Origin of the sequence: Pseudomonas sp. URMO17WK12:I7 (assembly GCF_003269045.1) — a bacterium.
In the GTDB taxonomy this organism is placed as follows: domain Bacteria; phylum Pseudomonadota; class Gammaproteobacteria; order Pseudomonadales; family Pseudomonadaceae; genus Aquipseudomonas; species Aquipseudomonas putida_J.
The window spans coordinates 24,859-45,991 of sequence record NZ_QLTL01000014.1 but is presented as its reverse complement, the minus strand read 5'-3'; the positions used below and the strand labels follow the sequence as shown (position 1 = coordinate 45,991).

The following is a 21,133-nucleotide window of genomic DNA, read 5'->3' as shown; positions in this document are numbered from 1 at the left end:
CCTTGTGGGGGCGGGTTCACCCGCGAAGCAGGCGACGCGGTGCACGCGGGTGAACCTGGGTCTCTTCAGGTTCATTCAGATCATGCAGCCCTGGCCGTCACGTATTAACCTGTGCCACCCCAAGCGCAAACAAACACAGGCCCGGCTTTGACCAGAGAGCAACTCGAAACCCAACAGATCCCCATCTACTTCGCTGCCGTTCTCGCAGCCCTGGCCTTCGGCATGCTGGCCAGCGACACTGCGCAACACCTGCAAACCCTGGTCACCCCCGCCATCGCCATCCTGATGTACGCGATGTTCCTGCAAATCCCCTTCCTCGACCTGCGCCAAGGCTTGGGCAACCGCCGCTTCATGGCCGCGCTGCTGCTCGCCAACTTCATCCTCGTGCCCTTGCTGGTGTGGGCCCTCACCCGCGGCCTGGCCGACCACCCGGCGATCCTCATCGGCACCCTGCTGGTGCTGCTTACGCCGTGCATCGACTACGTGGTGGTGTTCACCCACATCGGCAAAGGCGACTCGCGCCTGACCCTCGCCGCCACGCCCGTGCTGTTGCTGGTGCAGCTGGTGCTGCTGCCTGTGTACCTGGCACTGATGCTTGGCCACAGCAGCGGCGTAACCATCCGCATCGCCCCGTTCGTGCAAGCCTTCGTGCTGCTGATCGTGCTGCCAATGATCCTTGCCGTGCTCACCAGCGCCGGCGCCCGCCGCTTCCGCGCAGTGTCGGCCTGGAACGACGCCTGGGCATGGATGCCAGTGCCGGCCATGGCACTGGTGCTGATAGCGGTGATCGCTTCGCAGATTGCCGTGGTGCTGCGGGATTTTGATCGGTTGCTGCCAGTGATTCCGGTGTATGTCGGCTTCATGCTGCTGGCGCCATTACTCGGGTTTGTCTCGGCGCGGCTGATGCGCCTGCCCGTGGCCGAGGCACGCTCCGTGACCTTCAGCGCCGCGACGCGAAACTCGCTGGTGGTATTGCCGCTGGCGCTGGCGTTGCCCGAGGACCTGCGCGGGCTGGCGGCAGCTGCGGTAATCACCCAAACGCTGGTGGAATTGCTCAGCGAGTTGATTTACGTCCGAGCCATCCCAGCCCTCATAAGATGACGATAGGCAATCACGCGATCACTGTGGGAACGCCCTTGCGTCGCGAGAGGGCTGCAAAGCAGCCCCAATATCTCGCCAGCTGATGCCACTTCTCCCGGTTTAAAGCGCTTTCATCTCCGCAATATCCCGCACCACCTGATCGGCAGAGCGATCAAACATCGCCTGCTCCTGGGCATCCAGCGGCACCTCGATCACCCTGGTAATCCCCTCCTCGGCCAGCACGCAGGGAACGCCCATGGCGATATCGGTGCGACCGTATTCCCCTTCAAGAATCGCAACCGCCGGCAGAATGCGGTTACGCCCATTGGCGATCGCATCCACCATCTGGGCAATGGCCACACCCGGTGCATCGCAAGCACTGCCGACCTTCTTCAAGCCCAGAATCTCGCCGCCACCTTTGCGTGTGCGTTCGACGATCCGCTCGATCTGCTCATCGGACAGGAAGTGCGACAGCGGCACCGACCCGATCTGGCAGTAACGCATCAGCGGCACCATGCTGTCGCCATGCCCGCCCAGCACCAGCGCCGTGATATCCCGGGCCGAAAACCCCGTCTGCTCGGCAATGAAGCACTTCATGCGCGCGGTATCCAGCACGCCGGCCTGGCCGAATACCCTGCTGCGCCCCAGCTTGCTGAGCGAGCAGGCGCGATAGGTCAACACATCGACCGGATTCGACACCACCAGCACCGTCGCTGCAGGCGCATGATTGTTGATGTCCTGCATGATGCCGTCGAGGATTGGCAGGTTGATGCTCAGCACATCCTGACGCGACTGGCCAGGCTTGCGCGGCACACCCGCAGTGATCACCACCAGGTCAGAGCCCTGCAGCATGTCGGCCTTGGCCCCGCCGACAACCCGGGTATCAGAACCTGATTCGACCGCCGCCTGCCAGACGTCCAGCGCCTTGCCCTGCGCCAGCTCACCCTGCACATCCATCAACACCAGCTCACGGCACAACTCATCCCGGGCGATGATCTGCGCCGCCGCCTCGCCCACGATCCCGGCACCTACGATTGATAGCTTGTTCACCTGACACCTCCCAGCGGCGCGCGCCACCAGGAGCACGCCTGCGTATACAGAGAAGTATTGCCTGCCAAAGCGAAAAGACCATGTGATGCGACCGCATGCTATTGACAGCCTCCCACCGTCCCGGAAATACTTTGTAAAGATTCATATAGATGACCAAATAACAAGGTGAATCGCTTCATGACCGCACTGCCCAGCCTTAGGCGTTTGCCCGGCGTCACACCGCCGTCCGCCAACCCCATTCCTCCGAAGTTCGACGTTTGCGCATCCAGTCGGCCAGCTGCCCGCGACCGATAACGGCTCGCTACTGCCCGCAGAATCCCCTGTCATGCCTGCAATGCCTGAGTGCCGCTAGCGCGCCAGCCCAACCGAGATTCCCTGAATGACTCCTTTAGATCTACAGCTGTTGCTGACCGCACTGGTCAGTGTTCTGGTGCTGGTAGCGTTGATCGTGTCCCGTCTCAAGATGCACCCGCTGCTGGCCTTGCTGGTGGTGTCCATTGGCGTGGGCTTTGCGACCCACATGGAGCCCGGTAGCATCGTCTCCCACCTGCTCACTGGCGCCGGCAAGACGCTGGGTGCGGTCGGGGTGGTGATCGCACTTGGCGCGATGCTGGGCAAAATCCTGGCTGACGCTGGCGTTACTGAACAGGTCGCGGATGTCATCCTCAAGCGCACGTCAGACCGCATGATCCCGTGGGCCATGATGCTGGTTGCCTTTGTCATCGGCATTCCGATGTTCTTCGAGGTAGGCCTGGTGATCATGCTGCCGTTGATCTTCAGTGTGGCGCGCAAGCTGGAAGGCCAGGCTCGCTTCAAGGGCTCGGCGTACGTGTATGTCGGTGTGCCGGTGATTGCGGCGCTTGCCGCCATGCACGGCATGGTACCGCCGCACCCAGGCCCGTTGACCGCCATCGCCGTGCTCAAGACCTCGGTCGGGCCCACCATGCTCTATGGCTTCCTTGCGGCTATCCCGGCCATGATCCTGGGCGGTCCGCTGTATGGCCTGTTCATTGCGCCGCGCATGAGCACGCGGCCCGACCAGGCGTTGCTGGACCAGTTCACCCTGACTGAAAAAGCCGGTAATCAACCCCGCCCCGGCGTGTTGATCGGCATGCTGGCCGCGTTGCTACCGGCGATCCTGATGCTGGTGCACGCCGTCGCCGAGATGGTGCTGCCCAAGGGCAATGCGGTTCTGGAAATGGCCAGCTTCTTGGGCAACCCGCTGATTGCCATGCTGCTGGGCGTGCTGTTCGCCGGTGCGAGCCTGGTGCTGGCGCGCGGCGGCGACGCCGAACAGCTGCGCGATGCGCTGGGCAAAAGCCTCAAGCCTATCGCCTCGATCATCATGATCATCGCCGGCGGCGGAGCCTTCCAGGAAATGCTGACCAGCGCCAAGGTGGGCGATGCCATTGTGCACCTCACCCAGCAGTCGGCCTTCCCGCCATTGCTGCTGGGGTGGCTGATCGCGATGTTGCTCTCGGTGTCTACCGGCTCTGCCACGGTCGGTATCGTAGGGGCTGCCGGGTTGCTGGCGCCGCTTGCCGGTGCAGACCCTAGCCTCAACCTGCCATTGCTGGCCTTGTCCATCGGTTGCGGTTCGCTGTTCTTCAACTACGCCAACCATGCAGGCTTCTGGATGGTGAAGGAGTCCTTCGGCATGACCATGGGCGAAGCGACCAAGACCATCTCGGTGGTGCAGTCCATCGTGGCTGTGGTCGGGTTGATCGTGGTGTTGGTGTTGAATGCGGCGATCACGGTGAGCTGAGCCGTGTCGGGACAAGAGGCCGGCACACTGAGCCAATGGCACAGGGTTCAGGGGTGCCGGTTGCTTTCGTATCGCAGCCATCCTGCAACCCCTACCCCGCCACCTACGCGGTCTTTAGGATGATTCCGCCCGTCACTGACCGGCACCTCTGGGAAGTCAAAGGGGCTCATGCCCTCAATACAGGCCACGTTCACCCCGTACTGATCCGGCGCAGAACGACGCTGGTGGAAGGTGTAGATGCCGCACTTCGAGCAGAAGTAGTGCTTGGCTTCGTGTGTGTTGAATTGATAAAGGGTGAGCGCTTCTTGGCCTTGGGTGACAGTGATGTCGTTCAGGTTGGCTGATACAGCCACGGCACCCCGCATGCGGCAGAGCGAGCAGTTGCACCTTCGTGCTGTACGCAGGCCGTCGGTCAAGCGCAGTGAAAAGCGCACTGTTCCGCAATGGCAGGCTGCTTGGTAAACAGGGCGATCATCGCTTTTTTCATCAGTCATAGCGTTACTCTAGTCTGAGAAGCCAACCTGGATACTCACGGGGCAAGGCCAAAACGGGTAATGAAACGATCAGTGCCTCGTCCCGAACCCTATGCGAGATAACCCTGCAACAATCGCCGCACATTTTCCACTAGCGCAGACTCCCCCTTACGCGGCGCAAGCAACAAGAACCTGGCTTGCGCCAACACCGGCATGCCAGCCCGGTAAGGCTCCACGCCATGCGGTACGGCACTCGCGTTAAGGCAGGCTATTCCAAGCCCTGCCCGCAACGCCGATTGCAGCCCCGCCACACCTGAAGTCGAATAAACGATCTCGTATTCCACCCCGGCGCGCTCCAACACCTGGCAGCTGTATTCCGACAATCCGCACCCGCTGATCGCAAGCAGTGGCAGCGGCTGGCCGGGCTCTGGAACCCAGCCTGCAGCGGCTACCCATTGCAGTGGTTCCTGCCTCACCTCAAAGGTGTTGGCTGTGGACACGCGCTCGTTAAAACGCATGGCCAAGCCAATGTCCAGGTAGTCACTTGCCTGATCAATTTCCAGGCTCTTTTTCATAACAACATGAAGTCGCAGCCGGGGATGCCATTCACGTAGTTTTTTCAGTAGGCCAGCAATGTCGTCGGGGCGGAAGTAATCGGTGATCGCCAGCCGTATCTCCCCTTCGAATTGTTCGCCTCTTACATCCGACAGCGCCCGCTCTCCCAGGGTAAGGAGCTGCCGCGCATGGCGCACAAGACGCTCACCCGCAGGGGTGGGGCGAACGCCTTGCTTGCCTCGAATGAGCAACTCCACACCGATGGCATCTTCCAGCTTGCGCAGCTGTTCGCTGATGGCGGAGGTTGAGCGAAACAGGGCCGGAGCGGCTGCAGAGATACTGCCTGCGTCACAGACCGCCAAGTAGACGTGGAGCTGGGCAAGGTCGAGGTGGTACATACAGATTCCGGATAAACAGGAAGATGAGCACTGATTTTCCCGCTTTTTAGGAACATATTCAAAGGCTAAGTTACAGGCACATTCACTGACGAGGATGACTCAAATGCCTGGTATCACCCTGACCTTGTCCGGCGCGCCGAATGCTGCGCTGGCGTCCGACCTCAGCCATGAACTTACTGAACTGACTGCACGTGTTCTGGACAAGCAACCATCACAAACGATGGTGATCGTTCGGTTCGTCGATGCTGGTTTGTGGTTTATCGACAGCGAATCGCTCGAGAGCTTAGGGCGAAACAGCTTTCGCCTGGAGGTCACGATCACCGACGAAACGACAACTGTGGAGCAGAAACGGCAGTATCAGCGTGAAGCCTATGATTTGCTCTCGGGACGCATCGGGAATGTGCACCCTCATTCGAACGTCTACATCATAGACGTGCGCGCTACGGCTTATGGCTATGGCGGGGTGCCGCAAGCTGCAAAGCTATGGGGCTGAAAGAGGAATCAGGGGCGATTCACAACGCCCCTGAACACCCTGCTGCCCATCTGCTGCCTCACAATTTTTCTGCTACCAGGGCATAACACATGGGTACCTGCACCACGCCCTGGGTGTAGACGTCGTACAGATCTTCCCGATTGGAATGCGCGTATTCGTTGAATGCGCACAGCCTCAACCCCGCGCCCAACACCCCCATGAGCAGATCGCCCAGCCGGTGGATATGCCAGTAAGACCGCTGCCCGGTCGCCTCGCCCCTGCCCTCGTAAACAATCGCACCCGTTTCGACCACCGGCTCGGTCTGGAAGTAGGAACCACTGATGCGCCACGGGTCGCTGGCTTCGGGATCGAGCATTTCCAGAAACGGGTGCGTCTCGTAAATCACCAGCGTCCCGCCGGGTTTCAGCGTCCTGGCAACGTGGCTGAAGAACAGACCAAGGTCGGGCATCCAGTTCACAACACCGATGGTGATCAGGGCGACATCGAAGCGCGCGTTGAGCATGGTCGGCAGCGCGTGAATGTCGGCCTCGACGAATTCAGGCGAATACTGGGAGCGCTCGGCCAGCTCCTGCGCTTGCTTGAGAAACGCCGAAGACTGATCGACACCCACCACTTCCAGTGCGCCAAGGGCAAACAGCGATAGCACCTCGCGGCCATTGTTGCAGCCCAACTGGATAACTGACTTGCCTGTTACGCCTACCTGTTGCAACTGTTCAGTCAGGGTCGAATCCAGGCAAGAAAAGCCTTTGTCCGCCACGGCGTCGGTAAGCCGAGCCCACTCGGCGCTGCGCCGGTGGTGGTCGGCGGAGGCATTCCAGGCGTCACGGTTGCTGGTGATGACATCCTTGTGCGAAACCATCTTGAACCTCGTCTTTGTTCGCTGAGGTTCTGACATTAGCAGCTGCGCCAGCCGTAGGCTGGCGACAGCGTTGCTTTCATTAGTCGACCAGGTGACTAAGTTCGTTGGGATCGATCATCTTCCCGCATTGCTCACTGGCCAGCCGGCTGATGATCCGGATCGCCTGGTGAATACCTGCGGTGTTGCGGAAGCTCAGCTGAGGGTTGTGTTCGCACTCCAGCACTTCATCGTGCTGGACCAAGGCTTCGCCGAGCAGTTCCAGGGTCCAGGCGTAGCTTTGGATTGTGGATAGGCGTTCTTGGTCAGTCATGGGGCACCTGCCTTGATGGGGAGGTGGGGCGCGCCAGGTTGCAGATCGGGTAGAAGCGGTGAGGTTTCGGGGCCGGCGCGGGGCGGCGGCGGAGAACGGATGCGAGGATCCTGGATAGACTTCGGATGAGCATGCATGAGGTCCTTTTCGGTTGAAGCACCACGCTGACCGTCGCCAAACGGTTAGGGTGGCAGCTGTACGCAGGTTGGCGAACCGAGGAAAAGGAACTCGGCAGACCCGAAGGTCTCCCACGCACAGCCGCCATTACACGAAACTGCGGACGCAAAAAAAGCGCCTGCAATCGTGGTCGGGGCGCCGTTGCGCCTTTTCGTACGGGTCGCCAAACCCGGTCACGGAATTGGCCGCGACTGGGGCAATTTATCCCCCCGAGGCTGTATTCGCAAGCCTTCGAGCGGAGCAAAGCCTCTACGCGTTCTGTAGGAAATGTTTGATCTACTGGCGATGAGAAACAAAAAAGGTCTGCATTGTTGCAAGCCTTGATATGTAGCGGAGACAGGAATCGTATCAATACACAAGCGGTTGAATTTGATGAATATTATGTGTGGGGATACAGCTTGCTATCTCTAAAACTACCCCCAGTCACTCGCCGATTTCTCGCACCTGTGAAAAGAATCCATAGCAGGATGTAAAGGACTATTTTGGACACGAATTGCTGGCGTGACGCAGGTGATTCCACCTCTGGGTCATTAGCAGACTGCCCACGGGGGAGAGCAGCAAACGGCCCATTTTTGCCCCGCAGTGAAGACCGAAAACAGGCTAGACGGAGTCAGTCCAAGACGATGTCAGAACCTGTAGGTCCTACTCCGTAAGACATCTCAACGAGCCATGGCAATATAGCCAAGGCCCTTCTCAGCATGGCTTGCAACTCATCGCGGTTGGCGATCTGATAAGCGGTGGCCTGGACCCTCGGTGGTTTCTGCTCAGCTAACTTTCGCGGGCCTTAATGCTAAGGAAACTCAACGGATCGTTATGACAGGACAATGTAGTCATTGCGCTGAGTTATGCCGTCGTGTGGCTCCGGAACCAAATGAACGTAACGTCCGTCTATCGCATCAATCGGCAAACAGTCGTCTACATCAAATAAGTTATCGGTATGAGGTTGGGCCCAATGCTTAAATATCTGGCGCTTACCACGGCTCATCGCGTCACGCTTATCTTTCGCGACTATCAGCGAATAGTGGTGTGCTTCGCCGAAGGAATTATCCTCATAACCGCCAAGATTGATGAAGTACAAACGGAGAGATCCGGGGCGAGGAGCTAGAGGGCTAAGTTCTACTTTCCAGCCTTCAACCCCATCAACCGCCATCCATGCATCAATATGAAGGCCTACGGGAGCTCCAAACCAGTTCTGTCTGAGCTGAGGATACGTATCCTCTAGGCTATCAGCGGCTACAAAGGCCACGTCGTGGACTTCAATTTTCGCTCTAGGATGTTTACCTCCTAGCATTACAACAAAAAGCATTATCCGCCTACCAGATATAAATAATTAATGAGTCAAAAAATCAAGCCAGATATGCCGCCTGATTTGTGGGACTTCAACCTGCAACCTGCTCCTATCCTTCGAAGCTGATAAAGCATTAACGCGATCATCTGATTCAAACATCAAGTCAACGCACGCCCCGCTACAACCCTATAGAAAAGGATGAGCACGTAGGAGTATAAATGGAAATTTAACAGCTGTCAGGAACCCGTAAAAATGTCTGGGCCCACAGGCGCCAAGGTGGGCGGCCGATGCATCCAGTTGTCGAGGCCCCCAATCAGTCCAGACGCCTAATTTATAGGGGGTGCACGGGCAGGATACGGGTTTACCTTGAACTCCGATTGTGGACCTGCTTCAATCGAATCGTGTGCCCTTTAGCCATCCCCTCCCCGGATGTTTGTATGTGTGCATAGGTTCGTGGTCAACCCAGAAATCAGCACAGCCTAGAGGCGGCTAGACGAAGCACGAAACTAGCACTCCAACACTATAAAAACCTGACTATCAGGATAAAGGATTACTTAATGTTTTATTCGCGAAAATTAAACCAAGAAACAGGGCAGGTTGAGGTTTGGGAGTGCGAATGGTCTGACCCCGGCACGGGGATGGCAAAAAAAAATTTCATTAGAAAGTACTGTAATGAGGGCGAACAGGAAGATAGCCCTGAACAGTATTCTACTGCTTCAGCGATATGTTGGGCCCCTGGAAGAACAATCGGAAATATCGCTGTAAATTCGGAAGGAGTTTTCGGTAGCTTCACGGCAAAATCCGGCGACAATGCAGTACTGCCTTGTAATATTGTTCCATGTGGAAAATTCAGAAATGGCGCAGATAGATGGTATTGCAAGACCCACCAAATCCATTGGGGTATAAAAGCGGACATTGCTGCCGTGCCTCCTACCGGGGAGGTAACCTGTAGTAATCACCTTATGGGAATGAGCTATGTAGTTGACCCGTTGGTAGTGGACTTTAACGACTTTGAGGAAATTGGCGTTTGGTGTTCATTACCGCCAGCACTCTCCAGTGACAAGATAGTCCCGAGAGCACCAAAAATACATGTGCATAAGCGTTTTTCTGGCGACAACAAAAAGCTATTAGACAGAGATTTTGACGCTATCGTGTGCTCGTACAATCAAAACCTAGGGCTATTTTCCAGTAGCGAAATTACCCAAATCCAGATTACGCCGCCTGCTGCGTTTGAGTTCGTTAAATCACTGGAAAATGACCGAGAAATGGCATGCGTGACGTGCAAGAAATGCGGATATCCTCACTTGGATTTAGGTAGTTTCGCCAATACACCACACGCAAAACATTTCTGTGGGAACTGTGGCAATGACAGCGTATGGAGTGAAGGAAAAATTGTATCAACACCACTGAAACCTCTGCATGATCAATTCAATAACAGCAACAAATATATAGTCCCAGAACGCACGCTTAATATGGACGAGTACACCGGACTTAAATTCGAGGTTTGGTCTTCTACTCCAGCCGTTCTATGGACAGCGGACAGGCCCCAGGAACTGGGTATTCACGTTCATATCTATGAGAAAGGGCGACGTTTGGTAGATGATACTTTTGGAAAAGTCATATACCAAGGCCAAGAGCTAGACAGGAAGATCCTGTGGCAGGAGATGGCGAAAAATACAATATATTAACCAGCCCACTGATCGACAATTGGTTAGAATAGCGGCCGCTGGTCTCACGCCATTGGATGGGAAGGCCGCTTACTATACTTGATCGTGACTTTACATCAGGCGCAGCTCTTTAACTGGCTTCAACTTTATCGCTCCCGCCCAGACCGCCATTCGGGCTTTTGTATCCTGGCGCAAACACTGAGCTTTCCACTCCATAGAGAATCAAGGGATCACTGAGCCATAGGCGGTATGCCTTATCTTCGATGCTGTGGTCAGGTGAGCAGTCCACGTGATACTGCTGCAGGACGTACCCTGCCATCGCAGCGCGTACTCGAAGCCTGAGAACGCCGCCAGGCATCTCATAGTCGAGCATCACGATCTGCGCATAATTCTTATCAGGGTGCGGCACGAGGGGGAGATCCAGCATTCGATTCCATTGATCATCGTGCTTTTGGTTTTCTTCGCTCTTGGGTTTAACACCCCACTGAGTCTGAGCATTGCCGATTCGAGCTAAAACGAAGTCCACAAATTTCCGGCGTTTCCGATCATACGCTCGGACATGCCAGCGCAAGCCATCACAACTGATCGCGAACGGCACGATTTCCCGTTCAGACTCGCCTGATCCCGAGGTATAGCTAATTTTTACCACTTGGTTGAGGCTGATCGCGCGCGAGATCGGCGCCAAAACTTCCACCTTCGGCTTGCTGAGCAGCGAAACGGATTCGTTCAAGATTAGCGGCTTCTCTCCATCCAGGCCGTATCCATACCCTTGGGAAAGTGCCGTGAGCACTCGCTCAGGCGAGTGCGCGATTAAAGGCGAGAACGTCTCGCGTATCACGTAATGCTTGGTCACAGTGTCGAGCTCAGTGTTCTCAGGAGCAATCTCCCGATACTGCGCGAAATCACGGGTGGCAGCTGCAGCCCCCACCCCGAATCGCTCCATGAGATCAGTTCTTGAAACGGCTCCCGTGAAGTACAGGCGGAAATCTATGTACACCAGGCGCTCCCGTTGCGCTTGGCTGTATTCGCTCAAATCAATCATTTGCTCTCCGGCTTACCGTTTTACCTGCCTTGCTGACCCAACATCCGGTCGGGCACATCTGATAGTCAATGATAACACACGAGCGCTTGACGTAATCAAAATGATGATGATAGCCTTTGGATATGGTCGCGATACATCTCTATCCATAGCACCTCAGGCGATTCAAAAAGGAGGCATGGATGGGATCTCAGAACGCCAGAAACAGAAAGGCCGGTCAAGGTACGAACTTGACCGGCCTTCGGGAAAAGACGTCTGAACTGGCTCCAGATGTCTCTCGCGCTTTGTGGAAAAAGCTTGTGGATGGTAGCCCCTATGGGCTCCTTTCGCAAGGGAGCGAGTTCTGTGTTCGAGCCGCCTCACAGGAGACATTCTATGTCCCAGCTTGAGCTGTTCGAAAAACCCGAGGGGGAAGGCGAGGTCATCTATCGTATGACCATCACCACCAAATCGGGCAAGGTGATTCGACGTGCAAACGGCCAGCCGTTCCGCATCGTCATTCGCCCTAAAGCGGCCAATTAAGTTGACCGCTTAACAGAGCTCAGGGCACAGCAGTGCCCTGCCCTCTCCCTTTCGGATGGAAATTCTGCATGAGCTTGGATTTTTACGACCGCAACGGGACTCCCGTCGCGTATACCGACGATGGCGAGCACATTTTTACCTTCAGTGGCCGACCGGTCGCCTAATCGCACCTTGCTTCCCAAGATGTGCTGTTTTGATGAGCGTTAGCGAACCTGTTATTCAGCCAGTAATGCTTACATCCGCAATCTTCATCGAAGATCGATGGTCGCCGCCAGATACACCTTGGCAAACCAAGGAATATAGCTACGCCCTGCGCACACCCGCTGAGTGACAACACTTATCTTTTGCTGAAAATAATACAGAGATCTTTTCAACAATGTTTGCTATGAAATCTGAACGCTTAATCCTGGCTTTTCTACTGACCTCGATTGCGGGGGCTTACCAGATGGGCTTAAAGCAAACCGATTGGGTGCTGGAAAAAACCAATTCAAAAATCCTTCAGAACGGCACCTACATCACAAAGGACCAACTAGAGCAGAATTATTTAAGAAAAGATGATGTTGAGAAGGATTACCTGCCTAGGAAAGAGGTCGAGGCAGGCTACGTTCCGATTGCACAGTTCAGGAAGCTGGAATCGACCGTAAGCGAATTAACAGAGAAAGCCGAACTTGTTGACTCCGCATTGAAAAGCGACTCAAGACAGCTTATGGTGAAGCAGATCTGGCACCCTAAGAACCCTGAGTTCTACGTAGGTTTTATGGACTTCCTAGAAGGGGACAATGGTCCATATGCCTACATACAAATTAGCTTTGTCGACTCTCAACCATATCAATTTACTTTAAGAAAATACAACAATCCCAAAAATCTTAAGTTTACTTATAACGGAATATTATATGAACTAACCACAGTCCTACGGATGCAAAATGGTGAAGTTTTCGTGGATACGGCTCTTAGACAATCCTCGACGAGGGATTCGCATGTCCATGTACCTTCGAATGGAGAAGCCTAGAGCGAGATAACCGCTAACTTACAATCCGGTTGTTAACTGCGTCTGCATGAATACCTCATAAAATTTTCTTCGACGCAGCTTTGCTCATCATCGATTATCTGGAGAGGAAAGCCCCGTTCTTTTTCCTCCATGCTGCTTCTGGCGAATCATCCATCTGTGAATGTCCGCTGGGTCGATTGCTGCCGACCGCGACTATCAATAACGGCTCCTCGCTTAGCGGGCGAATACCCATGCCTTTTCTAACCGGCGAGTAAGCACCCGCATAGTCAGCACGTAGTAATAGCGCGTCGCCTCACTGCGCCGGCCTAGGCGATGCTCGAGAAACCAAGCCAAATGCTTTCTCTGCCAAGCCCAAGGCGTCTCTCGCTGCCAGCGCTCTGCGATTTCAACTTGGATAAGCTTTGCTTGCCGCAAATGGCGTTGCCGGGTCGCGTGCGAACCGTTCAGCACGCCAGCCAAGAACAATTCCATATCGAATGGCTTACTCATGCCCGCCCCCCAATGTACGCAGCAACCACGTCGACACGACCGTGCCCTAGGTCGTAGCTGATTTGCCTTTGGGCATCTCGATCAAGGCGCCGATCTATCTGGCAGCATTTACCACCGTTGATAGGCGCGCGAAGTCGGGTGATCTGCTCATAGCGTTCGCACGCGTACGCCGCCCGTAGTTCATGAAAACCTTTGAGGTTGTGGGCATGAAGGATGTCGCGCGCCGGACGGACGACTTTCTGCAGAACGTCCAGGTAACTTTCGCCCGGGGCTATCAGGTTGCTGCTACCCGCTGACGACACCTGCCGTGCAAACCGAAGTGCATCTCGAACATTGTTGTCTACCGTAATCCAACGTGGCGCCGAGGCCCCGGAGCGGCCGCCTTTGGTGCCATCCTGGATGTTGATCTTGCCGAATTTTTCAGCCTCACCACTTAGCCGTGGCAGGTGAGCCAAGATGGCCTCACGCAAGCGCATGCCGGTGGCTCGCGCCAACAGAACAATCGCGGCGGCGCGTTGATGATGTTGGCTGCAAAGTGCATTGACGATCTGCTTCACGTGCTCGCGATCTTGTCCTTGTGGCACCGAGTGGCGAACCCCGGTGCGCTGCATACCCAACGCCTTGCTCGGGCTGGGCAATTTCACGTACTGATCACCGCGAAGCGCCGCCATGGTTCTGTTAACGCTGGATAGCCGATTTTGCGCGGTGCTGATGGCGAGGTCACCGCGCCTAATCACATCGCGCAGATACGCCGCATAGTCCGCCAATACCTTCCAATCAATCTGCCGCGCATCATTGATACCCGGCCCCTGTTCGGAGCGGCACCACTTCACGAATGCCTGCCACCGATCACTGTGCGCCTTGACTGTGCCGTAGTGGCCGCCGCCGAACATGTCTTTCAACGCCTGCGGCCCTGCATAGCTCAGTTGCCTGCCGTAGCCAAAATTACGGCCATCGCGTCTACCCACCAATGCCATGTCGAATCACCTCATCGCCTGGTCTTCGATCCTCGGCCCCACGTCATCCCGCCAAGAATGTTGAGTGTTATCAGGGATCAAGGCCCCTGCGACCTGTGGGGATGTCCTCTAGCGCGGGACTGGCGGCTCCTTACGTCCGGGAGCAAGGGCATCTCATGATCTGGCCTCCTGAGCACCGTTACCGGTGGGCGGGTGGAGGCAGCGCTGGCTGACGAGACCTGCGCCTGAAGATCCTGAGCCATGTGCAAGCAGCAATGCGATGACCGGGGCATGCCTGACTGTCAGTCAGGTGCAGTCCATTCCTTGGCCTGCGGCACCATCATCTACATGGCTGTTGCTGGTGACATCGGCGTTTGTCACGCCGATTGTCACGAGGGGGAATGCCGCAAAGCCATGTACGATCAGGGCTGCAGCAGTGGTAGAGGTGCCCGTCTCTTTCCAGAAGAAAGAGACGGGCACAGGTTGGCGCAATAGTCGGCCAAGTGCATAGGTTGCTGCAGGGCAGCGAGTTACGGTGTATCTGGCGCACGAGCGCCATAGGTATAAGAGCATCCATCACATGGGTAGTGACCGGGCGAGCTGCCGGATGCGAATCGCCATTGGGGAGAACCACCGCGGGAGCGGCGTGACCTTTAAGGTTCGGGTCACCTGGGGTGCTGTCAACGACAGCCTTTGCACTGTCTTTTCTACGCCCGCAATCCGAGAGGGTCAAGCGACTCGCCCGCACGATTTTGCGGTTGAAAATGGCATTGGGCGTGTACGGAATCCCGTGGTTTCCAGTGACCGATTTGGTGCTTTTGATTTTTTAGGTGAGGTCCATCCAAACAGGGCGGCTTTGCAGCCCTGTTTGGATGGACCCGCATGGAAAGCGGATCACCGAAATTTCAAAGCTGTGCGCTCACTCGACTGCGCCACGCCTTGTTCTAAGGCTCGATACGTTTGCCCCGGTCTGATTCGCGAACTCATGCGGCGAGATATGCTCCTGCCGATTCGCTTCGAGGTAACGGCTCCACCAACTCATGATCATTCGCCGTTCCTCCAGGAACTCGGCCTTGTGGATATACGCCGCCCGAACGTTGTTGCGCTCCCTGTGGCTCATCTGCCGCTCAATAGCCGTCTCTGACCAAAGCCCGGATTCGACCAAGGCACTGCACGCCATGGACCGGAAGCCATGCCCGCAGATTTCGGTCTTGGTGTCGTAACCCATGTTCCGCAAAGCGCTGTTGACCGTATTTTCGGACATAGGCTTCCACGAGCGAGCGTCACTGGTGAACACCAGATCGAAGTACCCCGTGATCGCATGAATCTGTTCGAGCAACGCCACCGCTTGCGGTGACAGAGGCACCAGATGGATGTCGCCCGCCATCTTCGTGCCTCTGGTCGAATACGGGACGCCTTCCAAAGCGGGCCGCGTGTCAGGTATCTCCCATATGCCGCGTTTCAGATCGAACTCACTCCAACGTGCGAAGCGCAATTCGCTGGAGCGGACAAACACATGCAGCGACAACATCACGGTCAGCCGAGTGAGCGTGCGTCCTTTGTAGTTCTCGATGCGGTCCATTAACTCAGGCAGACGTGACAGCGGGAGTGCAGGCCGATGCGTCACCCGTGGCGCGCTGATGAAGCCCTCAAGGTCATATGCAGGGTTCACCGTGATCAGCCGCTGCCGCTTAGCCTCACGCATGATGCTCTGAAGATAGTTTTGTACCCTTAAGGCCACATCGATCGTGCCGCGCTTCTTGATCGCCTCAAGCGGCTGCATGAGGTCGAAGGTATCCAGATCAACGATGGCGCGTGCGCCTAGCAGTGGGAATACGTGAGTCTTCAAACGACTCAGCACGGTCCTCGAATGGCCAGGCGCCCACTTCACGGACATTTCCTTATGCCAGTCCAAGGCAACACGCTCGAACGTGTGGCCTCTGACAACCGCCTCGGCCTTAGCCTGCTGCTTGGACGCAATCGGATCAATGCCTTCAGCCAGCATCCGCTTAGTCTCTAGACGCTTCTGCCGAGCATCTGCGAGACCTATGACGGGATAGTTGCCAAACGAGGTTAGCCCCTCTCGCCCATCCGGTTTCACATACCGGAAGCGCCAGCCTTTGCGGCCATTGGGGTAAACGAGGAGGTAAAGACCGTCACCGTCAAAAAGCTTGTATGGGCGGTCAGTAGGTTTGGCCGAGCGACATGCGGTGTCAGTCAGGGGAGCAGTAGTACGAGCCATAAGGGTAAACCCCTTTATCGAATCGACTTTATCCCAAACGTTACCCCTAAATCGGCTGGCAGCTGTCGGATTCCGAAGGAACGTCATAACGAAAAAACCCGCCAGAAGGCGGGTTTTACGGGGGTTCCAGAGATTTTGGTGGCCTTCGCTGGAACCTGAACTGGTGCCGGAGACAGGAATCGAACCTGCGACCTTCGCGTTACGAGTGCGCTGCTCTACCGACTGAGCTACACCGGCGTGTAGCGCAACGTACCACTGCCGCACCCGCTGCGTAAACCCCTGTTTCCCCAGCCTTATTCCCCCTCGTCTCAGGACGCTTTGCAGCCCTTCGGCGCAAGGTCTTCCTCGATGTCGGTCGTGCAGCTCCAGCCGGTCGCCGAGCGGGTCAGCGTAAGGCGCTTGCCCACCGCATTGGCCGGCGCATCCACCAGGGTGCACTCGATCGAGCCAGTCCCGTCAGCCGCCTTGCTGCTGACCGCAATCGCACAGTTCGCCGTGGCGGGCTGGCCGCCCAGCTCGGCCACATTGGTCACGTCCTTGCCTTCATTCAGGCGCAGTTCCATCGCCGTCTTCAGCGCGCTGATTTCCAGCAACCCGGCCGCCGCCTTGGTGCGGGACTGGTGGTTGGTGTACATCGGGATGGCGATGGTCGCCAGAATGCCGATGATCGCGACGACGATCATCAGTTCGATCAGGGTGATACCGCGTTGCCCTTTCATGAACGATTTCCTTTTTGATACGTGTACTCGTGGAGGTCAGGCTCGCCCCCAGCTGGCAGCGGCGCAGTAGGCCTGAACAGACACCTTTTGTCACCCCTGCCCGCCGGGGCGTCATCTTCGCTGAACTACTCTAGTGAGCATCACGGACGTACGCCCGCTCATGGACGCGGCAAGCTGTTTCCAGGCTTGTCGCACGAGCACAAAAGGACCTTTGCATGAACTCATCGACGCATCTTTATTCGTGGCGCGGCACTGATGCCAGTGGCGCCAAGGTCAGCGGCCAGGTCAGCGGGCGCAGCCTGGCTTACGCACGGGCCGGCTTGCAGCGCCAGGGCATTCGCGTGGTCAGCCTGCGGGCGGCCGGCGGGTTTGAATGGCGTATGCCGAAGGCTCGGGAAAAGGCCGACCCGGCGGGTTTCAGTCGCCAGCTGGCGACCTTGCTCAAGGCCGGGGTGCCGCTGTTGCAGGCCTTCGAGGTGATGGGGCGCAGTGGCTGCAATGCGGCGCAGGCAGCCTTGCTGGATAAATTGAAACGGGATGTGGCCTCGGGCCTGGGGCTGGCCGATGCGCTGCAGCGCCACCCGGCGTGGTTCGATGGGTTGTACTGCAACCTGATCCGCGTGGGTGAGCAATCCGGCACGCTCGATCGGCAGCTGGAGCAGTTGGCGGGGATGCTGGAGCAACGCCAGCTACTGCGTAAAAGGGTGCGCAAGGCGATGCTCTATCCGTTGCTGTTGTTGCTGACCGGTTTGGGGGTTTCGGCGATCTTGTTGCTGGAGGTGATTCCGCGCTTCGAAAGCCTGTTTGCCGGTTTCGATGCAGCGCTACCGGCCTTCACACAGTGGGTGATCAACTTGTCCACAGGGCTGGGGCGCTATGCGCCGCTGCTGTTGATAACCGCAGTTGGCCTGGCATTCGCCTTTACCCGGCTGTATCAGAGGCATGCGCCAGCACGGCTGTGGATAACTGCACAGGCTTTGCGCCTTCCTGTGTTCGGCAGGCTGTTGAGCCAGGCGGCCCTGGCGCGCTTCGCCCGCACCCTGGCCACGTCTTATGCTGCCGGGGTGCCGATGCTGGATGCGCTGGTCACCGTGGCCAAGGCTTGCGGCGATGAACTGCACGAACAGGCCGTGCAGCGCTTGCGTCAGGGCATGGCCAACGGGCAGGCGCTGAATCAGGCGATGGCCAATGAACCACTGTTTCCGCCCTTGTTGGTGCAACTCACCGCCATTGGTGAATCCAGCGGCACGCTGGAGCAGATGCTGGCGAAGTCCGCCAGCCATTACGAGGAACAGGTCAGCCAGGCGCTGGACCAGTTGACCAGCCTGCTGGAGCCAGCCATCGTGCTGATCCTGGGCCTGTTGGTCGGTGGCCTGGTGGTGGCGATGTACCTGCCGATCTTCCAGTTGGGTAGCTTGATCTGAACATGACTTCATGGACTTTGCTGGCCGAACAGCCGGCCTACTTCATCCCCTTGGCGGCTGTGCTCGGCCTGCTGGTGGGCAGCTTCCTCAATGTGGTGGTGCATCGCCTGCCGATCATGCTCGAGCGCCAGTGGCAGCGCGAAGCGCAGGAGGTACTGGGCCTGCCGACCACCGAGCACGAGCGCTTCAACCTGTCCCTCCCCGCTTCCCACTGCCCCCATTGCAACCACGCGATCCGCGCCTGGGAGAACATTCCCGTAATCAGTTACCTGGCGTTGCGTGGGCGCTGCTCAGCGTGCAAGCAGCCGATCAGTGCGCGTTATCCGCTGGTCGAGGTGGCCTGTGCGCTGTTGTCGATGGCAGTGGCCTGGCATTCCGGCACAAGCACCGAGGCCCTGGCACTGCTGCTGCTGACCTGGAGCCTGCTGACGCTGAGCCTGATCGACCATGACCAGCAGCTATTGCCCGATGTGCTGGTGCTGCCGACGCTGTGGCTGGGCCTGGTCGTCAATGCCTTCGACACTGTGGTGCCATTGCCCGATGCACTGTGGGGCGCAGTGGCCGGGTACCTGAGCCTGTGGTCGGTGTACTGGGTGTTCAAGCTGGTCACCGGCAAGGAAGGCATGGGCTATGGCGACTTCAAGCTGCTGGCGCTGATCGGGGCCTGGGGTGGCTGGCAGGTATTGCCGGTCACCTTGCTGCTGTCATCGGTGATCGGCGTGGTGGCGGGCCTGTGCCTGCTGCGCGTGCGCAGGCAGTCCGTCGGCACTGCTATACCCTTTGGCCCTTATCTGGCCATTGCGGGGTGGATTGCTGTGCTCTGGGGTGATGAAATATATGCCTCCTACCTGCAACTGTTTGGAATGTGATGACCACCAAGGCCTTCACCCCCTGGATTCTCGGGCTGACCGGCGGCATCGGCAGCGGCAAGAGCGCCGCCGCCGAACGCTTCGTCGAACTTGGCGTGCACCTGGTCGATGCCGATCAGGCGGCGCGCTGGGTGGTCGAACCCGGCCGCCCGGCACTGGCCAGCATCGTCGAGCGCTTCGGCCCCGGCGTGCTGCTGGGCGATGGCCAGCTTGATCGCGCGGCCTTGCGCCAGCTGATCTTTGCCGACCCTGCTCAGCGCAAGTGGCTGGAACAACTGCTGCACCCGCTGATCGGGCAGGAGATCTTCAGTTATCTGGCCAAGGCGGAATCACCCTATGCGGTGTACGTGTCGCCGCTGCTGATCGAGTCGGGCCAGCACCAGAAGGTCCAGCGCGTGCTGGTCATCGATGTGCCGCAAGCGCTGCAGGTGGCGCGCACCCTGGCACGTGACAACACCAGTGCCGAGCAGGTGCAGGCCATTCTCAAGGCCCAGCTGGGCCGGGAGGAGCGCTTGGGCCATGCCGACGATGTGGTGGTCAATGACGGCGACCTGGCCGCACTGCATGAGCAGATTGACCGCCTGCACCACTTTTACCTGACTTTACGAGGAGGCCAGCCATGAGCCAGCCATTGACCGTCGATTGCCCGACCTGTGGCGCACCTGTGGAATGGAACGAGAAAAACACGTTCCGGCCATTCTGTTCCGATCGCTGCAAGCTGATCGACCTGGGGGCCTGGGCCGCGGAGGAGCACAAGATTCCGGTGGCGCCGGATGCCGAGGATGAGCTGTTTTCCGGGGAGCTGGAGCCGCGGCACTGACGGACGCTTGGGCTGCCTGTGCCGGCCCTTTCGCGGGTAAACCCGCTCCCACAGGACCTTCACAGGATCTGAAAGCGGTGAAATCCCTGTGGGAGCGGGTTTACCCGCGAAGAGGCCGGCATAGCCAATACAACTTTCAGCGCTCATCATCCTTCCACGGCGCCTGCAGATACCGCGTACGGTTGAATGTTTCCAGCCACTCCGGGCAAAACACCACCAGGGCACTGATCACCATGCCGTTGATGAACGCCTCCGGGAACATCATCAGCCACAGGTAGCCGATAAAATCGCTGAGCCACTCCGGCATCGCAAAGCGACCATCCAGCCATAACACCCCCAACGCCACCGGCACGCAAATCAGCACCGTCAGTGCAGCGGGGAAGAACCCTGAACAGAAGATGTAGACGAACAGGTTACGCGGCTGCGCCCGCTCGACCAGGATCGCGCACACTTCGGTGATCAGCACCGGCAACCCCACCAGCAGCAACCCGTTGACCCCGAGCGCCGCGAAGTCCTGCCGCCCCAACGCCAGCAAGCCGAGCTGGGCGAAGAAGCCACCGAGCACTGCCAGTGGCCAGTCCAGCAACAAGGTCACCGCCGTCATGCCGATGAAGTGATACGACACGCCTGTATCGAAATCGCGCCTGACCAGCCACAGGGCAAACAGGCAGAACACGGTGCCAAACAGCAGGTGCTGGCGGCGCCGGTCGGTCACCAGCTCGACCCAGCGCGTGCGGCTGGCGGCCCAGATCAGCAGCGGTATGTAGCCAAGCCAACCCATGGCCAGGCTGGTTGTGGATAAAACCTGCGCGCTGATCACCCGAACAATGCCCCTGTCTGGCCTGTGGATAAACCTGAGTCTACATCGATTCTCGTCAACGCCTGCAGCGGTGGCCGACATTGGCCTGATTCCCACGCACAAACAGCAT

The 21,133-nt window shown here is 57.6% G+C and carries 23 protein-coding genes, 1 tRNA gene and 1 pseudogene; 11 read left to right on the top strand and 14 right to left on the bottom strand.

The genetic code is table 11. The features are described 5' to 3' along the window. The first annotated feature begins 147 nt into the window (after positions 1 to 147). A complete protein-coding gene (locus H040_RS19810) occupies positions 148 to 1,101 on the top strand; it encodes an arsenic resistance protein (protein WP_027918251.1) in 954 nt (317 codons plus the stop codon). A gap of 99 nt (positions 1,102 to 1,200) precedes the next feature. Here the strand turns inward: H040_RS19810 and H040_RS19805 are convergent, their stop codons facing one another. Beyond that, positions 1,201 to 2,130, bottom strand: a complete 930-nt coding sequence (locus H040_RS19805) for a malate dehydrogenase (protein WP_027918250.1) — start codon at positions 2,128 to 2,130, stop codon at positions 1,201 to 1,203. A gap of 379 nt (positions 2,131 to 2,509) precedes the next feature. Here H040_RS19805 and H040_RS19800 point away from each other — a divergent pair, with 379 nt between their 5' ends. After that, a complete protein-coding gene (locus H040_RS19800) occupies positions 2,510 to 3,895 on the top strand; it encodes a GntP family permease (RefSeq protein WP_027918249.1) in 1,386 nt (461 codons plus the stop codon). A gap of 47 nt (positions 3,896 to 3,942) precedes the next feature. On the opposite strand, the gene H040_RS19795 is transcribed toward H040_RS19800, so the two are convergent. Next, complete coding sequence (locus H040_RS19795; RefSeq protein ID WP_027918248.1) at positions 3,943 to 4,389, bottom strand: GFA family protein; 447 nt, start codon at positions 4,387 to 4,389, stop codon at positions 3,943 to 3,945. 89 nt (positions 4,390 to 4,478) lie between these two features. Continuing rightward, positions 4,479 to 5,321: a LysR family transcriptional regulator gene (locus tag H040_RS19790; protein WP_027918247.1), complete on the bottom strand. Its 843-nt coding sequence runs from the start codon at positions 5,319 to 5,321 to the stop codon at positions 4,479 to 4,481. Between the two features lie 103 nt (positions 5,322 to 5,424). Here H040_RS19790 and H040_RS19785 point away from each other — a divergent pair, with 103 nt between their 5' ends. Continuing rightward, positions 5,425 to 5,814, top strand: coding sequence for a tautomerase family protein (locus H040_RS19785; protein WP_027918246.1), 390 nt, complete (start codon positions 5,425 to 5,427; stop codon positions 5,812 to 5,814). Positions 5,815 to 5,872: 58 nt separating this feature from the next. Here the strand turns inward: H040_RS19785 and H040_RS19780 are convergent, their stop codons facing one another. The 3 genes from H040_RS19780 to H040_RS19765 form a co-directional block, all read right to left on the bottom strand. Continuing rightward, positions 5,873 to 6,673: a class I SAM-dependent methyltransferase gene (locus H040_RS19780; RefSeq protein ID WP_027918245.1), complete on the bottom strand. Its 801-nt coding sequence runs from the start codon at positions 6,671 to 6,673 to the stop codon at positions 5,873 to 5,875. A 79-nt stretch (positions 6,674 to 6,752) separates the two neighbouring features. Next, a complete protein-coding gene (locus H040_RS19775; RefSeq protein WP_027918244.1) occupies positions 6,753 to 6,983 on the bottom strand; it encodes a hypothetical protein in 231 nt (76 codons plus the stop codon). A 988-nt stretch (positions 6,984 to 7,971) separates the two neighbouring features. Next, complete coding sequence (locus H040_RS19765) at positions 7,972 to 8,466, bottom strand: DUF1543 domain-containing protein (RefSeq protein ID WP_081784269.1); 495 nt, start codon at positions 8,464 to 8,466, stop codon at positions 7,972 to 7,974. 539 nt (positions 8,467 to 9,005) lie between these two features. Between H040_RS19765 and H040_RS19760 the strand changes: the two genes are divergently transcribed. Further along, positions 9,006 to 10,136 (top strand): hypothetical protein, encoded by a 1,131-nt coding sequence (locus H040_RS19760; RefSeq protein WP_081784268.1) that lies wholly within the window; start codon positions 9,006 to 9,008, stop codon positions 10,134 to 10,136. Between the two features lie 109 nt (positions 10,137 to 10,245). Here the strand turns inward: H040_RS19760 and H040_RS19755 are convergent, their stop codons facing one another. After that, complete coding sequence (locus tag H040_RS19755) at positions 10,246 to 11,157, bottom strand: helix-turn-helix transcriptional regulator (RefSeq protein ID WP_033696103.1); 912 nt, start codon at positions 11,155 to 11,157, stop codon at positions 10,246 to 10,248. Between the two features lie 372 nt (positions 11,158 to 11,529). Here H040_RS19755 and H040_RS27515 point away from each other — a divergent pair, with 372 nt between their 5' ends. The 3 genes from H040_RS27515 to H040_RS19750 all read left to right on the top strand — a co-directional run bounded on the left by H040_RS27515 (position 11,530) and on the right by H040_RS19750 (position 12,685). Beyond that, a complete protein-coding gene (locus tag H040_RS27515) occupies positions 11,530 to 11,676 on the top strand; it encodes a hypothetical protein (protein WP_177326693.1) in 147 nt (48 codons plus the stop codon). A gap of 68 nt (positions 11,677 to 11,744) precedes the next feature. Continuing rightward, on the top strand, positions 11,745 to 11,840 hold the full coding sequence (locus H040_RS28190) for a 4-fold beta flower protein (protein WP_371260241.1): 96 nt from the start codon (positions 11,745 to 11,747) through the stop codon (positions 11,838 to 11,840). Positions 11,841 to 12,061: 221 nt separating this feature from the next. Further along, complete coding sequence (locus H040_RS19750; RefSeq protein ID WP_143512527.1) at positions 12,062 to 12,685, top strand: hypothetical protein; 624 nt, start codon at positions 12,062 to 12,064, stop codon at positions 12,683 to 12,685. A 213-nt stretch (positions 12,686 to 12,898) separates the two neighbouring features. Here the strand turns inward: H040_RS19750 and H040_RS19745 are convergent, their stop codons facing one another. The 6 genes and pseudogenes from H040_RS19745 to H040_RS19720 all read right to left on the bottom strand — a co-directional run bounded on the left by H040_RS19745 (position 12,899) and on the right by H040_RS19720 (position 17,091). Further along, positions 12,899 to 13,174, bottom strand: coding sequence for a hypothetical protein (locus H040_RS19745; RefSeq protein WP_027918241.1), 276 nt, complete (start codon positions 13,172 to 13,174; stop codon positions 12,899 to 12,901). Continuing rightward, complete coding sequence (locus H040_RS19740) at positions 13,171 to 14,151, bottom strand: integrase domain-containing protein (RefSeq protein ID WP_027918240.1); 981 nt, start codon at positions 14,149 to 14,151, stop codon at positions 13,171 to 13,173. Before H040_RS19740 ends, H040_RS19745 begins: the two co-directional genes overlap by 4 nt. Positions 14,152 to 15,049: 898 nt before the next feature. Continuing rightward, positions 15,050 to 16,135: a tyrosine-type recombinase/integrase gene (locus H040_RS19730; RefSeq protein WP_256208047.1), complete on the bottom strand. Its 1,086-nt coding sequence runs from the start codon at positions 16,133 to 16,135 to the stop codon at positions 15,050 to 15,052. A 15-nt stretch (positions 16,136 to 16,150) separates the two neighbouring features. Then, positions 16,151 to 16,372 (bottom strand): annotated as a pseudogene (locus H040_RS28185) (integrase arm-type DNA-binding domain-containing protein); the annotation flags it as partial. Positions 16,373 to 16,533: 161 nt separating this feature from the next. Next, positions 16,534 to 16,609: transfer RNA gene (locus H040_RS19725), tRNA-Thr, on the bottom strand. Positions 16,610 to 16,680: 71 nt separating this feature from the next. Further along, positions 16,681 to 17,091, bottom strand: coding sequence for a pilin (locus tag H040_RS19720; protein ID WP_027918238.1), 411 nt, complete (start codon positions 17,089 to 17,091; stop codon positions 16,681 to 16,683). A 215-nt stretch (positions 17,092 to 17,306) separates the two neighbouring features. On the opposite strand from H040_RS19720, the gene H040_RS19715 reads away from it, so the two are divergent. From H040_RS19715 to yacG, 4 genes are read left to right on the top strand one after another with little or no spacing between them, the layout of a single operon-like run. Then, entirely contained in the window at positions 17,307 to 18,515 is a 1,209-nt protein-coding gene (locus H040_RS19715; RefSeq protein ID WP_027918237.1) for a type II secretion system F family protein, read from the top strand. 2 nt (positions 18,516 to 18,517) lie between these two features. After that, complete coding sequence (locus H040_RS19710) at positions 18,518 to 19,384, top strand: prepilin peptidase (protein ID WP_027918236.1); 867 nt, start codon at positions 18,518 to 18,520, stop codon at positions 19,382 to 19,384. After that, positions 19,384 to 20,007, top strand: a complete 624-nt coding sequence (gene coaE / locus H040_RS19705) for a dephospho-CoA kinase (protein ID WP_027918235.1) — start codon at positions 19,384 to 19,386, stop codon at positions 20,005 to 20,007. Before H040_RS19710 ends, coaE begins: the two co-directional genes overlap by 1 nt. After that, the gene (gene yacG / locus H040_RS19700) at positions 20,004 to 20,204 is read left to right on the top strand and encodes a DNA gyrase inhibitor YacG (protein ID WP_027918234.1); all 201 of its coding nucleotides are present in this window, start codon (positions 20,004 to 20,006) and stop codon (positions 20,202 to 20,204) included. The genes coaE and yacG overlap by 4 nt, the downstream gene beginning before the upstream one ends. Before the next feature lie 136 nt (positions 20,205 to 20,340). Here the strand turns inward: yacG and H040_RS19695 are convergent, their stop codons facing one another. After that, positions 20,341 to 21,024 (bottom strand): energy-coupling factor ABC transporter permease, encoded by a 684-nt coding sequence (locus H040_RS19695; RefSeq protein WP_027918233.1) that lies wholly within the window; start codon positions 21,022 to 21,024, stop codon positions 20,341 to 20,343. Positions 21,025 to 21,133: the final 109 nt, after the last annotated feature.